Source organism: Bacillus sp. BD59S (genome assembly GCF_007363175.1).
In the GTDB taxonomy this organism is placed as follows: Bacteria; Bacillota; Bacilli; order Bacillales; family Bacillaceae_G; genus Bacillus_A; species Bacillus_A pacificus.
In genome coordinates this window covers 3,603,941-3,619,772 of sequence record NZ_CP034686.1, presented here as the reverse complement: position 1 = coordinate 3,619,772, position 15,832 = coordinate 3,603,941, and the positions used below count along the sequence as shown (strand labels likewise).

At 36.6% G+C, this 15,832-nt stretch carries 17 protein-coding genes and 1 other annotated feature; all 17 genes read left to right on the top strand.

Features of this window, described 5'->3' with window-relative positions:
- Window positions 1-21 precede the first annotated feature (21 nt).
- On the top strand, window positions 22-1,176 hold the full coding sequence (ftsZ, locus tag EKQ63_RS20780; RefSeq protein WP_000888991.1) for a cell division protein FtsZ: 1,155 nt from the start codon (window positions 22-24) through the stop codon (window positions 1,174-1,176).
- A 460-nt stretch (window positions 1,177-1,636) separates the two neighbouring features.
- Window positions 1,637-2,554, top strand: coding sequence for a sigma-E processing peptidase SpoIIGA (gene spoIIGA / locus EKQ63_RS20775; protein ID WP_140421291.1), 918 nt, complete (start codon window positions 1,637-1,639; stop codon window positions 2,552-2,554).
- 19 nt (window positions 2,555-2,573) lie between these two features.
- On the top strand, window positions 2,574-3,293 hold the full coding sequence (sigE, locus tag EKQ63_RS20770; protein WP_000976948.1) for an RNA polymerase sporulation sigma factor SigE: 720 nt from the start codon (window positions 2,574-2,576) through the stop codon (window positions 3,291-3,293).
- Between the two features lie 157 nt (window positions 3,294-3,450).
- Entirely contained in the window at window positions 3,451-4,230 is a 780-nt protein-coding gene (gene sigG / locus EKQ63_RS20765; protein ID WP_000197753.1) for an RNA polymerase sporulation sigma factor SigG, read from the top strand.
- A 167-nt stretch (window positions 4,231-4,397) separates the two neighbouring features.
- Entirely contained in the window at window positions 4,398-4,682 is a 285-nt protein-coding gene (locus EKQ63_RS20760; RefSeq protein WP_048550538.1) for a YlmC/YmxH family sporulation protein, read from the top strand.
- Window positions 4,683-4,800: 118 nt separating this feature from the next.
- Window positions 4,801-5,619, top strand: coding sequence for a peptidoglycan editing factor PgeF (pgeF, locus tag EKQ63_RS20755; RefSeq protein ID WP_087996512.1), 819 nt, complete (start codon window positions 4,801-4,803; stop codon window positions 5,617-5,619).
- Window positions 5,616-6,290 carry a YggS family pyridoxal phosphate-dependent enzyme gene (locus EKQ63_RS20750; protein WP_016718318.1) on the top strand — a complete coding sequence of 225 codons (675 nt, stop codon included), beginning with the start codon at window positions 5,616-5,618 and terminating at the stop codon, window positions 6,288-6,290. The genes pgeF and EKQ63_RS20750 overlap by 4 nt, the downstream gene beginning before the upstream one ends.
- Before the next feature lie 19 nt (window positions 6,291-6,309).
- Window positions 6,310-6,780 carry a cell division protein SepF gene (locus EKQ63_RS20745; RefSeq protein WP_000119138.1) on the top strand — a complete coding sequence of 157 codons (471 nt, stop codon included), beginning with the start codon at window positions 6,310-6,312 and terminating at the stop codon, window positions 6,778-6,780.
- A 6-nt stretch (window positions 6,781-6,786) separates the two neighbouring features.
- On the top strand, window positions 6,787-7,050 hold the full coding sequence (locus EKQ63_RS20740) for a YggT family protein (RefSeq protein ID WP_000450919.1): 264 nt from the start codon (window positions 6,787-6,789) through the stop codon (window positions 7,048-7,050).
- Between the two features lie 15 nt (window positions 7,051-7,065).
- A complete protein-coding gene (locus EKQ63_RS20735; protein WP_087954474.1) occupies window positions 7,066-7,833 on the top strand; it encodes a YlmH family RNA-binding protein in 768 nt (255 codons plus the stop codon).
- Window positions 7,834-7,922: 89 nt separating this feature from the next.
- Window positions 7,923-8,429 (top strand): septum site-determining protein DivIVA, encoded by a 507-nt coding sequence (gene divIVA / locus EKQ63_RS20730; RefSeq protein WP_001131612.1) that lies wholly within the window; start codon window positions 7,923-7,925, stop codon window positions 8,427-8,429.
- A gap of 51 nt (window positions 8,430-8,480) precedes the next feature.
- Window positions 8,481-8,705 (top strand) — a binding site (T-box leader).
- 71 nt (window positions 8,706-8,776) lie between these two features.
- Window positions 8,777-11,542 carry an isoleucine--tRNA ligase gene (gene ileS2, locus EKQ63_RS20725; protein WP_143881477.1) on the top strand — a complete coding sequence of 922 codons (2,766 nt, stop codon included), beginning with the start codon at window positions 8,777-8,779 and terminating at the stop codon, window positions 11,540-11,542.
- A 156-nt stretch (window positions 11,543-11,698) separates the two neighbouring features.
- Window positions 11,699-12,028, top strand: coding sequence for a TraR/DksA C4-type zinc finger protein (locus EKQ63_RS20720; RefSeq protein ID WP_001004664.1), 330 nt, complete (start codon window positions 11,699-11,701; stop codon window positions 12,026-12,028).
- A gap of 124 nt (window positions 12,029-12,152) precedes the next feature.
- Window positions 12,153-12,611, top strand: coding sequence for a lipoprotein signal peptidase LspA (lspA, locus tag EKQ63_RS20715; protein WP_000642177.1), 459 nt, complete (start codon window positions 12,153-12,155; stop codon window positions 12,609-12,611).
- Window positions 12,612-12,615: 4 nt separating this feature from the next.
- Window positions 12,616-13,524, top strand: coding sequence for an RluA family pseudouridine synthase (locus EKQ63_RS20710; protein ID WP_000005835.1), 909 nt, complete (start codon window positions 12,616-12,618; stop codon window positions 13,522-13,524).
- A 202-nt stretch (window positions 13,525-13,726) separates the two neighbouring features.
- Window positions 13,727-14,269 carry a bifunctional pyrimidine operon transcriptional regulator/uracil phosphoribosyltransferase gene (gene pyrR / locus EKQ63_RS20705; protein ID WP_001156491.1) on the top strand — a complete coding sequence of 181 codons (543 nt, stop codon included), beginning with the start codon at window positions 13,727-13,729 and terminating at the stop codon, window positions 14,267-14,269.
- A 146-nt stretch (window positions 14,270-14,415) separates the two neighbouring features.
- Entirely contained in the window at window positions 14,416-15,699 is a 1,284-nt protein-coding gene (gene uraA / locus EKQ63_RS20700) for a uracil permease (RefSeq protein ID WP_000435929.1), read from the top strand.
- Window positions 15,700-15,832: the final 133 nt, after the last annotated feature.

The following is a 15,832-nucleotide window of genomic DNA, read 5'->3' as shown; positions in this document are numbered from 1 at the left end:
AGGTTCTAGGGGGATTTCGACATGTTAGAGTTTGATACTACTCAAGATCAATTAGCGAATATAAAAGTTATCGGTGTCGGCGGTGGCGGAAACAATGCTGTAAACCGTATGATTGAACACGGTGTACAAGGTGTAGACTTTATCGCTGTTAATACTGATGCACAAGCATTAAATCTATCAAAAGCTGAAACGAAAATGCAAATTGGTGGAAAATTAACACGTGGACTTGGTGCAGGTGCAAACCCTGAAGTAGGGAAAAAAGCTGCAGAAGAAAGTAAAGAACAGATCCAAGAAGCACTTCGTGGTGCTGATATGGTATTCGTAACTGCTGGTATGGGCGGCGGAACTGGAACTGGTGCAGCTCCAGTTGTTGCTCAAGTGGCAAAAGAATTAGGTGCATTAACAGTTGGTGTTGTAACACGTCCATTTACATTTGAAGGACGTAAGCGTGCAACACAAGCGGCATCTGGTATTGCGGCATTTAAAGAAAATGTAGATACACTTATTGTAATTCCAAACGATCGCTTATTAGAGATTGTTGATAAAAACACGCCAATGTTAGAGGCATTCCGTGAAGCAGATAACGTATTACGTCAAGGTGTTCAAGGTATTTCAGATTTAATTGCAACACCAGGTTTAATTAACTTAGACTTCGCAGACGTAAAGACAATTATGTCTAATAGAGGTTCTGCTTTAATGGGTATTGGTTCTGGTAATGGAGAAAATCGTGCTGCTGAAGCTGCGAAAAAAGCGATTTCTAGTCCATTATTAGAAACATCTATTGATGGAGCTCAAGGTGTTATCATGAACATTACGGGTGGAGCTAACTTAAGCTTATATGAAGTACAAGAAGCGGCAGACATTGTAGCTTCAGCTTCAGATCCAGAAGTAAATATGATCTTCGGTTCGGTTATTAATGAAGGATTAAAAGATGATATCGTTGTAACTGTAATTGCAACTGGTTTTGATGATACAATTGCAACTCAACCACCAAAACCAATTATCCGTCCGAATGTGAATCACACGCAACAACAGCAACAGCCAGTAGCTCAACCACCAAAACAACGTGAAGTAAAACGTGAAATGAAGCGTGAAGAGCCGGTTGTACATGAGCGTCATTCAGATTCAGATGATATCGATATTCCAGCATTCTTACGTAATCGTCGTAGACGATAAAAGAAAAGGAGCATTTATGCTCCTTTTTTGTTTTATACAGGGAAAAGATCTGCTAAGCAGGTCTTTTTTTGTTATATATTTCACTTGATTCCGCTAATTTTTGTGCAGTCCGATTGATGAGGGTCGATTGAAATCTTACTTTATCCCGCATTAACGAGTAATAAGACCTCACCTCAAAATTCAGCGAAAGCAAAGAAGTTAGGTGGGGGTCGGGCTGCCCGTAAAAGCCCGATTGGTTCAACTAATAATCAGTAGGGTGAAGAAAACACCCACTGATTAAAGTTTCACTTTATATGTAAATAAAAAAGTATAGTATTCTATGAAGCATATACTTTTATTTTTTACCGACAGATTATGTCTAGAAAGCACAAAATAACAAAAAAACACCTCCGCAAATTGACACACTTTCCTATTGGATATGCATTATACTAGTCTCAACTTAAAAAAAGAGGTGAATTGTTTGGTTGTTTACGCCGACGTTGTTTGGTTGTTAAACGCCTGCATTGATTTTCTTTTACTTTTATTAACAGCTACCGTGTTAAAAAAGAAGATCAAAAGATGGAGGCTTGTGTTAGGGGCATTGATAGGTTCAACCATTGTTATTTTTGCCTTTACTCCTTTTGCTTCTGTGATGACACATCCAATTATGAAACTACTGTACTCGTTACTTATTGTGTATACAGCATTTGGGTTTACAACATTTAGAAATTATGCACAAACTGTTTTTACTTTTTATTTTGTAACCTTTATGGTTGGCGGAGGGTTAATGGGCACTCATTTCTTTTTGCAAACGAATGAAATGGTAAATGGGTTGGTTCAATCTCAATCAATTTCTTACGGTGACCCAATTAGCTGGTTGTTTGTTATTTTTGGTTTTCCAGTCATTTATTATTTTTCTAAAAAGCGTATTGAAAGCGTAGAGGTTACAAAAATACACTATGATCAAATTGTGAAATTGAAAATTCAATTAGCTGAAGAGGAGCTAGAACTTGCAGGCTTAATTGATAGTGGAAATCAACTTTATGACCCGTTAACGAAAACACCTGTTATGATTATGCATATTTCATCGTTAGAACATTGTTTGCCAGCTTGGTTAACAGAACAAATTTATTCCAAAACAGAAATTCCTCAAATACCAGAAAATGATTCTGGGTGGGCGACAAAATTACGCTTAATTCCTTTCCGAGCAGTGGGAGTAGAAAGTCAATTTTTATGGGCAATTAAGCCAGACAGTGTACAAATTTATCATGAAGGAAGTTCTATTGTTGTGAACAAAGTATTGATTGGGTTAAATACACAACAGTTGTCAACCAATGGAGAGTATCAATGTATTGTGCATCCGAAAATGTTGATTTCTCAAAAAATGGTAATCGCTTAATAATGGGAGGCGGGATAATATGATGAAATTAAAATTTTATTTAGTATACCTTTGGTATAAAGTATTGCTGAAATTAGGAATTAAGACCGATGAAATTTATTACATTGGTGGAAGTGAAGCGTTACCACCGCCGTTAACGAAAGAAGAAGAGGAAGTTCTTTTAAATAAATTGCCAAAAGGAGATCAGGCGGCAAGATCGTTACTGATTGAACGCAACTTACGGCTAGTCGTATATATAGCGAGAAAATTTGAAAATACAGGGATTAATATTGAAGATTTGATTAGCATTGGAACAATCGGTCTTATTAAAGCGGTGAATACATTTAATCCAGAAAAGAAAATAAAATTAGCAACATATGCCTCACGTTGTATCGAAAATGAAATTTTAATGCATTTGCGCAGGAATAATAAAAATCGTTCAGAAGTTTCTTTTGATGAACCGCTTAACATCGATTGGGATGGAAATGAACTTTTATTATCAGATGTATTAGGTACAGACGATGATATTATTACGAAAGATTTAGAAGCGACTGTGGATCGTCATCTTCTAATGAAAGCATTGCATCAATTAAATGATCGTGAAAAACAAATTATGGAACTTCGGTTTGGGCTTGCTGGAGGAGAGGAAAAGACGCAAAAAGATGTAGCGGATATGCTTGGGATTTCACAGTCATACATTTCGCGTTTAGAAAAAAGAATCATAAAAAGATTACGAAAAGAATTTAATAAAATGGTGTAAAGAATAAGACCAGCCGTTATCTAGGCTGGTCTTATTCTATTTAGTTGTATAAGGAAGGACAACTAAAATAAAAAATGAAGAGAAAACCGCATGCATAAAATCCCCTTCAAAGGAAATACTTTACACTGTACAGCAACTCCCGATAGGAGGGAACACTTTGACGAGAAACAAAGTAGAAATTTGCGGTGTTGATACAGCTAAACTTCCCGTACTAAAAAATGATGAAATGCGTAAATTATTTCGTGAAATGCAAAGTGGAGAGATAAGCGCAAGAGAGAAATTAGTGAATGGAAACTTACGTCTTGTACTGAGCGTCATCCAAAGATTTAATAACAGAGGAGAATATGTTGACGATTTATTTCAAGTTGGTTGTATCGGACTTATGAAATCCATTGATAACTTTGATTTAGGCCAAAATGTAAAATTTTCAACGTATGCTGTGCCGATGATTATTGGGGAAATACGCAGATATTTGCGTGATAACAATCCGATTCGCGTATCTCGCTCCTTACGAGATATTGCGTATAAAGCGTTACAAGTAAGAGAAAAATTGATTGCAGAAAATTCAAAAGAACCGACAGCAATGGATATTGCAAAAGTGCTTGAAGTGACTCATGAAGAAATTGTTTTTGCTTTAGATGCGATTCAAGATCCAGTTTCATTATTTGAGCCGATTTATAACGATGGGGGAGATCCTATCTTTGTTATGGATCAGTTAAGTGATGAAAAACAAAAGGACGAGCAGTGGGTTGAAGAGTTAGCTCTAAAAGAAGGAATGAAGCGTTTAAATGATCGTGAGAAAATGATTATTCGAAAACGTTTCTTCCAAGGAAAAACACAAATGGAAGTTGCAGAAGAAATTGGTATTTCTCAAGCGCAAGTGTCACGTTTAGAGAAATCAGCTATTAAACAAATGAATAAGACGATTCAAGGATAAGGTTTCACCATTTATGGTGAGACCTTTTTATATGTCATATAGTTTGTTTGCGCTCATAGTAGGGGAGCTGTGTTCATATAATGAAAATAATATGAGGTTGGCAAGAGGGTGCTTCCTGTTCATTTGAGAAACAATTTTTTTTCGAGTCGTCATATATAAGGGAGAGGATGAAAGTGATACGAATTTCGGAATTACAGATGAAAGATATAATAAATGTTTCAGACGGAAAAAGGCTGGGTAATATTGGAGATATCGAAATCGATATGAACACAGGAAAAATCGAGTCTATTATTATTTCCAAACAGACACGTATGTTAGGGATTTTTGGGAAAGATATAGAAATTGTAATTCCTTGGAAAGAAATTGTGAAAATTGGGGAAGATGTCATACTTGTTAGAGTAAGTTCTGTTAATTCTGTAACAGAATCAATACAAACACCGACAATTTCATAAAGAATATTACAAATTCCTCTTTTTTTTCTGTTAGGATTATGAAAAAATAAAAGTATGGTAAAATAGACAGGAAGTACCATGCTTTTTTATGTTATTTTAATTAAAAGGAGCCGCTATTATGAGAGAGCCATTTAAATATGTGGACGGTATACTGTATTTACAAGCGTGGAAAGAACTTGGGAACATTACTGCTGGATTTACGACAAAAGATGGTGGGGTAAGTACGGACTCCTTTCATGCGATGAATTTAGGATTACATGTGAATGATATTGCGGAGAACGTTCATGAAAATAGACGCATTTTAGCAAATAAGTTACAAAAACCATTAGAAAACTGGATTTGCTCTGAACAAGTTCATGATCATCATGTTGAAAAAGTGGGAGAACAGGAAAAAGGAAGTGGCGTTTATTCATATGAAGACGGCATTTCAAAAACAGATGGCATTTATACGACTAATAATGATGTTCTTCTAACATCTTGTTACGCGGATTGTGTTCCACTCTATTTTTATGCACCATCACATGGTATGATAGGACTTGCGCATGCTGGATGGAAAGGGACTGTAAAAGAGATTGCAAAAGAAATGATTCAAAAATGGAATGCAGAAGGGATTTCAAGTGATGAAATTCATGTTGCGATTGGACCAGCAATTGGATCTTGTTGTTACGTTGTTGATGATCGAGTGTTAACAGCAGCAGAGCAAGTAGTAAACGGTTCTGTCCCTTATAAAAAAATTACTGACGGACAGTATGCAATTAATTTAAAAGAAATTAATCGTATATTATGTTTACAAGTAGGTATAAAAGAAGAGAATATTGTAATGTCATCTCTTTGTACAAGCTGTGAAGAACAACTCTTTTTCTCTCATCGTCGTGATCAAGGTAAGACGGGAAGAATGTTGAGTTTCATAGGTTTTAAGGAGGAAGAAAGCAAGTGACAGTACAAACAAATTTAACAACTGTAAACGAATCAATTAAACAATCTTGCGCACGAGCAGGACGTTCGTTGCAAGATATTAAACTCGTTGCGGTTACAAAAACGGTAGGAATTGAAAAAACAAACGAAGTAATTGAAGCAGGAATTATCGATTTAGGTGAAAATAGAAATGAAGGTTTCTTACAGAAGTACGAACATTTCGGTTCAAAAGTGAATTGGCATTTTATTGGCTCATTACAAACGAGAAAAGTAAAAGAAATCATTAATGAAATCGATTATTTACATTCATTAGATCGTCTTTCACTTGCAAAAGAAATTCAAAAACGTGCGGATAAGAAAGTGAAATGTTTTATTCAAGTGAAAACATCATCTGAAGAATCAAAGCAAGGATTGGCAATAGAAGAAACCGTTTCTTTTATTCAAAGTTTGCAAGAATTGGATAAGATTGAAGTGGTTGGACTAATGACAATGGCTCCATTTACAGAAGAAGAGGAAGAAATCAGACGCTGTTTTAAGACATTACGTATGCTACAAACAGAAGTACAGGAGTTAGAATTATTACATGCGCCATGTAAAGAATTATCAATGGGAATGTCTAATGATTACACCATTGCAATTGAAGAAGGTGCTACATACATTCGTTTGGGGACGATTTTAGTAGGAAAAGCGTAAAAGGAAGGAGAATCTTATTATGAGTTGGTCAAAAGTAAAATACTTCTTTTTTGATACACCTGAAGAAAAAGAAGCAGCTCAATATAGTTATGAAAAGGAGCAAACAGACATGAAGAAGCAGCAAGATCCGCCAGAACAACAAGATGTTACGTTTCCAAAAGCGCAAACGAAACAAAATGTTGTGAGTATTGAAACAGCGAAGCAATCTTCAAAAGTTGTTTTATTAGAACCACGCACATATTCGGAAGCGCAAGGAATTGCGGACCATTTAAAAGGTAGACGAGCTGTTGTGATTAATTTACAACGAATGTCTACGGATCAAGCTGTACGTATCGTTGACTTTTTAAGTGGTACTGTATACGCTATAGGCGGGGACATTCAAAAAATAGGACCGAAAACATTTATGTGTACGCCTGAAAATGTAGATATAGTTGGGGCAATTTCAGAGTTATTCGGTGAAGAAGAAGACACAAATATAAAGAGGTGGTAATACGCCATGGAAACAGTTTTAAGGCTTTTAGTTACTGCTATCGAGATTTACTCGTGGGCACTTATTATTTACATTCTCCTATCATGGTTCCCAGGTGCAAAGGAATCAACTTTCGGAGATTTTCTTGCCCGTATTTGTGAACCGTATTTAGAACCATTTCGCAGATTTATTCCGCCGCTTGGTATGATTGACATCTCACCACTTGTTGCGATTTTTGCGTTGAGACTTGCTACAAGTGGTTTAGTAACTTTATTCGGCTATTTCTTATAGTAAGAGGTTAAATACATGAGCATCTACGAGCATTTTAGACCTGATGAAGTGGTCTTTGTGGATAAAGTGTTAGAGTGGAAGCGAGCAGCGGAGTACCATCAAGTGAAGTTAACAGACTTTCTTGATCCAAGACAACAACAAATTGTCACGATGGTAATAGGGCAAGGAGATGTTGCTGTACAGTTTGATGGTGCAACGTCTCAAGCAGAGCGCAAAAGAGCACTCATTTATCCGGACTATCTAGTAGTAAATGAAGAGGAATTTCAAGTAGAAGTATTGGAAATTGACTATCCTTCCAAGTTTTATACGCTAGAGCATAGGCAAATATTAGGTACATTTATGTCTCTCGGTTTAACGAGAGAAAAATGTGGTGATATTTTGCTTCAAGAAGATCGTGCCCAAATTGTAGTCGCGAAAGAAGTTGTATCTTATATTGAGATGAACTTACAATCTATAGGAAAAGTGAAAGTCTCCTTATTACCAGTGCAAGGGGAAAAAATTCTACAGATACAAGAAACGTGGGGGGAGAAATCCGGAACAGTTTCTTCACTTCGTTTAGATGTTATGTTAGCTGAAATGTTACATATATCTAGGCAAAAAGTACAACCTTTCATAAAAAATGGTTTAGTAAAAGTGAATTGGAAAACAGTGGAGCAAACCTCTTATGAATGTTATCCAGGAGATGTTTTTTCAGTGAGAGGATATGGACGCAGTAAATTGTTTTCTGTAGAAGGTAGAACAAAGCGCGACAAATGGAGAATTTTGTATGGTATACTAAAATGATTGGTTTTTTAGAAGGAAATCCTCCTATTTTGTCGAAGAAAAGATATAATTGAAAGAGGAAATTTAGATAACTACTTGGAGGTGGCGTTGTGCCGTTAACACCATTAGATATTCATAACAAAGAATTTGGTCGCGGATTCCGTGGCTATGATGAGGATCAAGTAAATGAGTTTCTTGATCAAATTATCAAAGATTATGAATTAGTCATTCGTGAGAAAAAAGCTTTAGAAGAACAAGTTGCGCAATTAGAAGGGAAATTAGATCATTTCTCTAATATTGAAGATACGTTAAACAAATCTATCGTTGTTGCACAAGAAGCAGCGGAAGAAGTAAAACGTAATGCGCAAAAAGAGGCAAAATTAATTGTACGTGAAGCTGAAAAGAATGCAGACCGTATTATTAACGAAGCTTTAGTAAAATCAAGAAAAGTTGCTTTTGATATTGAAGAGCTAAAGAAACAAGCGAAAGTATTCCGCACTCGTTTCCGTATGTTATTAGAAACACAGCTTGAAATGTTAAACAACGATGATTGGGATAAACTAATTGAGTTAGAAGACGAAGTAGACGAGCTGTTGAAAAAAGAAGAAACAGTGTAAGCTTGACGTTTTTCTCATTATTACATATAATTTTAAACAACATATTTATTAAGAAAAACGAAGATAGGGATAAGTACCTTTTTCATACCTTATATAGCGAACTGAGGATGGTGTAAGCTCAGGATAAGGAGATAATGGGAATATCACCCTGGAGTTCCGCGCTGAACAAATAGAGTAAGCGTAGGCGTATATTCGCGTTAAGAATATAAAGAGGATTGTATACATACGTATAGGATCTACTAGGGTGGTACCGCGGGAGACTTTCTCGTCCCTTTTTGGGATGAGAAAGTCTCTTTTTTATTCCGTTTTTTAGGTCTTTCTTTTATACATGTAAGGAGGAATTGAGCATGGAGTACAAAAATACATTACTAATGCCAAAAACAGAGTTCCCAATGCGTGGGAATTTACCAAAACGTGAGCCTGCAATGCAAGAAAAGTGGGCGGAAATGAATATTTATGAAAAGGTACAAGAACATACGAAAGGTCGTCCTTTATTTGTACTGCATGATGGACCTCCATATGCGAATGGTGACATTCATATGGGACATGCATTAAATAAAGTATTAAAAGACTTTATCGTTCGTTATAAATCAATGACTGGTTTCTGTGCACCATATGTCCCAGGTTGGGATACACACGGTTTACCAATTGAACAAGCTTTAACAAATAAAGGTGTAAAGCGTAAAGAAATGACAGTTGCTGAGTTCCGTAAGTTATGTGCAGAGTATGCATATGAACAAGTAGAACGTCAGCGTGAGCAATTTAAGCGTTTAGGTGTACGTGCTGATTGGGATAACCCATACATTACTTTAGAGCCAGCTTATGAAGCACAACAAATTAAAGTGTTTGGTGATATGGCGAAAAAAGGTTATATCTATAAAGGACAAAAACCAGTTTACTGGTCACCAACGAGTGAATCAGCTTTAGCAGAAGCTGAAATTGAATACCAAGATAAAAAATCAGCATCTATTTACGTAGCATTCCCTGTAAAAGACGGAAAGAACGTATTAGAAGGTGATGAGAAATTCATTATCTGGACAACAACACCTTGGACGTTGCCAGCAAACTTAGGTATTTCTGTTCACCCAGAACTTGAATACAGCATCGTGAAAGTAAATGATGAAAAATATATTATTGCTTCTGAACTATTTGAGACAGTTGCAAAAACGTTAGAGTGGGAAAACGCTGAAGTTGTGAAAACGGTAAAAGGTAGCGAACTTGAGTATACAGTTGCAAAGCATCCATTCTACAATCGTGATTCATTAGTTATGCTAGGAGATCACGTAACAACAGATGCAGGTACAGGTTGTGTTCATACAGCACCAGGACACGGGGAAGATGACTTTATTGTTGGTAAAAAGTATGGCTTAGAAGTACTTTGCCCAGTTGATGATAAAGGTGTATTAACAGAGGAAGCACCTGGATTTGAAGGCTTATTCTATGATAAAGCTAACAAGCCAATTACAGAAAAATTAGAAGAAGTAGGCGCATTACTGAAGCTAACATTCATTACGCATTCATATCCACATGATTGGAGAACGAAAAAACCTATTATTTTCCGTGCAACAGCACAGTGGTTTGCATCTATTGAAGCATTCCGTAAAGAGCTATTAGAAGCTGTTGCGGAAACAAAATGGGTACCAGCATGGGGCGAAACGCGTCTTCATAACATGGTTCGTGACCGTGGTGACTGGTGTATTTCTCGTCAACGTGCATGGGGTGTGCCAATTCCTGTATTCTATGCTGAGAATGGTGATCCAATTATTACGGATGAAACAATTAACCATGTAGCTGATTTATTCCGTGAACACGGTTCTAACGTATGGTTTGAGCGTGAAGCGAAAGATCTATTACCAGAAGGATTTACACATCCAGGTAGCCCAAATGGTGAATTCCGTAAAGAAACAGACATCATGGATGTATGGTTCGACTCAGGTTCTTCTCACCAAGCGGTATTAGAAGAGCGCGATGACTTACAACGTCCAGCAGATTTATATTTAGAAGGATCTGACCAATATCGTGGTTGGTTTAACTCTTCATTATCGACAGCAGTTGCTGTAACAGGAAAAGCGCCATATAAAGGCGTACTAAGTCATGGTTTCGTATTAGATGGTGAAGGACGTAAAATGAGTAAGTCGATTGGAAACATCGTCGTACCGAAGAAAATTATGGATCAATTAGGCGGAGATATTTTACGATTATGGGTATCTTCTGTTGACTATCAATCTGATGTACGTATTTCGGATGATATTTTAAAACAAGTAGCAGAAGTGTATCGTAAAATCCGTAACACATTCCGTTTCTTATTAGGAAACTTAGACGACTTTAAGCCAAGTGAAAATACAGTAGCTGTAGCTGAACTTCGTGAAGTAGATCGTTATATGTTGGTGAAATTAAATGACTTAATTACAAAAGTAAAAGAAGCATATGAGACGTACGACTTCGCTGCTGTATATCATGCAATTCATAACTTCTGTACAATTGATTTAAGTTCATTCTACTTAGACTTTGCAAAAGACATTTTATATATTGAAGGTGCAAACCATGAAGATCGTCGTGCAATTCAAACTGTATTATATGATGTTCTTGTTGCATTGACGAAACTTGTAACACCAATCTTACCGCATACAGCTGATGAAGTATGGCCATACATTCCGGGTGTAACAGAAGAAAGTGTACAATTAACTGATATGCCAGAAGCTGTACAATTAGATGGTGCAGAAGCATTGAAAACAAAATGGGATGCATTTATGACATTGCGTGATGACGTATTAAAAGCGTTAGAAGTAGCTCGTAATGAAAAGGTAATCGGTAAGTCATTAAATGCAAGCATTACGCTATATCCAACTGCAGAAATGAAAGCTATGTTAGAGTCTATTAACGAAGACTTAAAGCAATTATTCATCGTTTCTGAGTACAAACTTGGTGGCATGATGGAAGAAGCGCCAGCAGATGCACCGAAGTATGAACATACAGCGGTTGTTGTTGCTCAAGCAACTGGTGAAACATGTGAACGTTGTTGGGTAGTTTCAGAAACAATTGGTAAAGATGCTGAACATGAAACATTATGTGAGCGTTGTGCAACGGTTGTTAAAGAAAATTATGTAAAATAATAAGGGGTGACTGCACGTAAAGTGCAGTCATTTTTTTGGTTAACAGTATATCGAAATAACTTTCACTCTCTTTCCTATGAAGGAAAAATGTGTGAGAGGTAAGCATATAAATTTCGGACACACTAATCGTACATTGCAACTGGGAGGAATGTACACGTGAATGAAATGTATATGGAAATCAAAGAAGAATTGCAATTGATGCGAAAAGAGTTACAAGAGAGGCTAGCTAAAGAGGTTATGTACAAATATAATACAGAGTTTAGCGAAGAGCTTGGGTATGAAATTAAGGAAGAGATAAAGAAAAAACTATTATTACATGATATAAAAGAGGATTTAAAAGATGTAGAACGTGCATTATTTAAAATGGAAATAGATATGTATGGTATTTGTGAAGACACAGGGAGAGTAATGTCGGTAAAACAAATGAAAACGATGCCGACTGCACGTACCATTCATGAATTTTTCTATGAAAAAGTAAATGTATGAATGGGCACAACGATATTATATTACCTTTTTTTAATTTATTTTATTCTTCTATAAAGGTTCATTGTGAAAAGGTTGCAGCTATGCTAAAATTTTGAGGTACACTGTCTTTGTGGGGGAAATGAAAATGATATATTATGTAATAGCGTTATTTGTCATTGCCATCGATCAAATATCGAAATGGCTAATTGTAAAGAACATGGAATTGGGTACGAGCATTCCGATTATCGATAATGTATTATACATAACATCACATCGAAATAGAGGAGCTGCCTGGGGCATTTTAGAAAATAAAATGTGGTTTTTCTACATTATTACAGTCGTTTTTGTAGCATTTATCGTATTTTATATGAAAAAATATGCAAAAACAGACAAGCTTCTAGGAATTTCATTAGGTCTAATTTTAGGCGGAGCAATTGGTAATTTTATTGATCGTGTATTTAGACAAGAAGTAGTGGATTTCATTCACGTGTATATTTTCTCGTACAACTATCCAGTATTCAATATCGCTGATTCGGCATTATGTATTGGTGTTGTATTAATTATTATTCAAACATTATTAGAAGGCAAGAAAACGAAGGAGTAATTGAATGAGTGAAGTAGTACAAGTAACAGTTGCAGAAGAACAAAAAAATGAGCGAATTGATAAATTCGTTGCAGGAATAAATAATGAATGGTCACGTACACAAGTACAGCAATGGATTAAAGATGACGTTGTGACAGTTAATGGAAAAGCTGTAAAAGGGAATTATAAAGTTAAAGAAAATGATGAAATTACAGTGACGATTCCTGAGCCAGAAGAGTTAGATATTCAGCCAGAAGATATGAACTTAGAAATTTATTATGAAGACGCAGATGTATTAGTTGTTAATAAGCCACGTGGTATGGTTGTACATCCAGCGCCTGGTCATACAAGTGGTACGCTTGTGAACGGTCTTATGCACCATTGTACAGACTTATCGGGCATTAACGGTGTAATGCGCCCAGGTATCGTGCATCGTATTGATAAAGATACATCAGGCTTATTAATGGTTGCTAAAAATGATATGGCACACGAATCACTTGTAAATCAACTTGTAGCAAAAACAGTAACGAGACGTTACAAAGCGATTGTACACGGTGTTATTCCGCATGATAAAGGAACGATTGATGCTCCGATTGCTCGTGATAAGAAAGAACGTCAAAGTATGACGGTTGATGAAAATGGTAAGCATGCTGTTACGCATTTCCAAGTGTTAGAGCGATTCAAAGATTTCACACTTGTAGAATGTCGCTTAGAAACAGGGCGTACACACCAAATTCGTGTTCATATGAAATATATTGGCTATCCACTTGCAGGAGATCCAAAGTATGGACCAAAGAAAACATTAGACATGAATGGACAAGCACTTCACGCAGGTATTTTAGGATTTGACCATCCTCGTACTGGTGAATATATTCAGTTTGAGGCACCGATTCCAGAAGTGTTTGAAGACGCATTAAATATTTTACGAAAATAGTATTGACAAATCATAAGAAAACTGAGATACTGACAACAGTTAAATAATGATCCTTTAACACAGCCCCGTGAGGTTGAGAAGGTAACGGTTTGAAATACATAGGGTATGCTGTACCCTTTTTCAAAAGTCCTCTCGCACACGCTGAGAGGACTTTTTTTATACCATTACTCTCACGCAAGAAAAAAGCTTGGAGGTGTAGAGCATGCAAGAGAAAGCTGTCGTTTTAGATGACCAAATGATTCGCCGCGCTTTAACACGAATTAGTCATGAAATCGTGGAACGAAATAAAGGTGTCGATAATTGTGTTCTTGTCGGAATTAAAACTCGTGGAATTTTTATTGCACAACGTTTGGCAGAACGAATTGGTCAAATTGAAGGAAAAGAAATGGAAGTTGGAGAGTTAGACATTACGTTATATCGAGATGATTTAACACTACAATCGAAAAATAAAGAACCACTTGTAAAAGGTTCTGATATCCCTGTAGATATTACGAAGAAAAAAGTTATCCTTGTGGATGATGTATTATATACAGGCAGAACTGTTCGAGCAGCAATGGATGCTCTTATGGATTTAGGTAGACCATCACAAATCCAACTAGCGGTTCTTGTTGATAGAGGTCATCGTGAACTACCAATTCGCGCTGATTATGTAGGAAAGAACATTCCAACATCAAGTGAAGAGCGTATCGAAGTTGATTTGCAAGAGACAGATCAACAAGATCGAGTAAGCATATACGATAAGTAAAGCCCTTTTAAATGTAGTCCTGTGAGGCTGCCAAAGGGTCTTGGCTTTCATATGTCAAATTTGGCATACGAAAGTGTAGGACTCTTTGTGCACAGGCACAAAGAGTTTTTTTATTGCAAAGATTTAAACTGAAGGAGGATGTAACAATGGAACAAAAGCCAGTGTTAGACGTTAATGAAGTACCGAAACCGGGAAAATGGTTATTTTTAAGTATACAACATTTGTTCGCAATGTTTGGATCAACAGTGCTTGTTCCGTTTTTAACAGGATTGAATCCGTCAGTAGCATTAATATCAAGTGGATTAGGAACGTTAGCGTTTCTTCTTATAACGAAAGGTCAAGTACCTGCCTATCTTGGATCATCATTCGCCTTTATCGCACCGATTATAACAGCGAAAACGGCAGGGGGACCCGGAGCAGCAATGCTTGGTGGTTTGCTAGCAGGACTTGTATACATCTTAATCTCACTCGGAATTAAGAAATCAGGATCAGAGTGGATTATGAAATTACTACCACCAATCGTAGTTGGTCCAGTAGTAATGGTAATCGGGCTAGCTTTAGCACATACAGCAGTTAACATGGCGATGAATGGTGCGGATGGCAAATATAGCTTTACACACTTTTCAGTAGCATTAGTAACATTAGCAATTACAATCATATGCTCAATATTCGGAAGAGGATTTTTCAGTATAATACCAGTGTTACTTGGCATTATCGGCGGATATATTTTCGCTTACTTCCAAGGGCTAGTAGACTTAAAGCCGGTAGCTGAGGCAAAATGGTTTGTTGTACCAGATTTCACAGTACCATTTGTAACATACACACCAGAGTTTTCATGGAAGATTGTACTCTTGATGGTACCAGTTGCACTAGTAACAATTTCAGAACATATCGGACATCAAATTGTATTAGGAAATGTTATTAAAAGAGATTTAATTAAAAAACCAGGTTTACACCGTTCAATCTTCGGTGATGGAGTAGCCACATTAATCGCATCACTAATCGGTGGACCACCGAATACAACGTATGGTGAAAACATCGGTGTGCTAGCAATTACAAGAGCGTACAGTGTATACTTATTCATCGGTTCAGCGGTATTCGCAATCATGTTCGGATTTATCGGTAAGATTTCTGCACTGATTCATTCGATCCCAACACCAGTTATGGGTGGTGTATCAATCTTACTATTCGGTGTAATCGCATCAAGCGGATTACGCATGATGGTAGACGATAAAACAGATTTAAGTGACAAACGAAACTTAATGATTGCATCAGTAATACTAGTAATCGGTATTGGTGGAGCGGTACTTCACGTAGGAGAATCATTCCAAGTAGAAGGAATGGCACTAGCAGCAATTGTAGGTGTACTGTTAAATCTACTACTACCAGAAACGAAACAAATAAAACAATCTAAGCAGATTGCTTCATAATAATAACCTTTTAATTCAGTCCTGTGAGACCGGAAAGGGTGGCTTCTTTCTTGCACCCTAGTCTCACACGATTAGGGTATTTTTATGCAAATGTTGTTATAAAAATACAAAAGTGGTAACATAAAAATCAGAA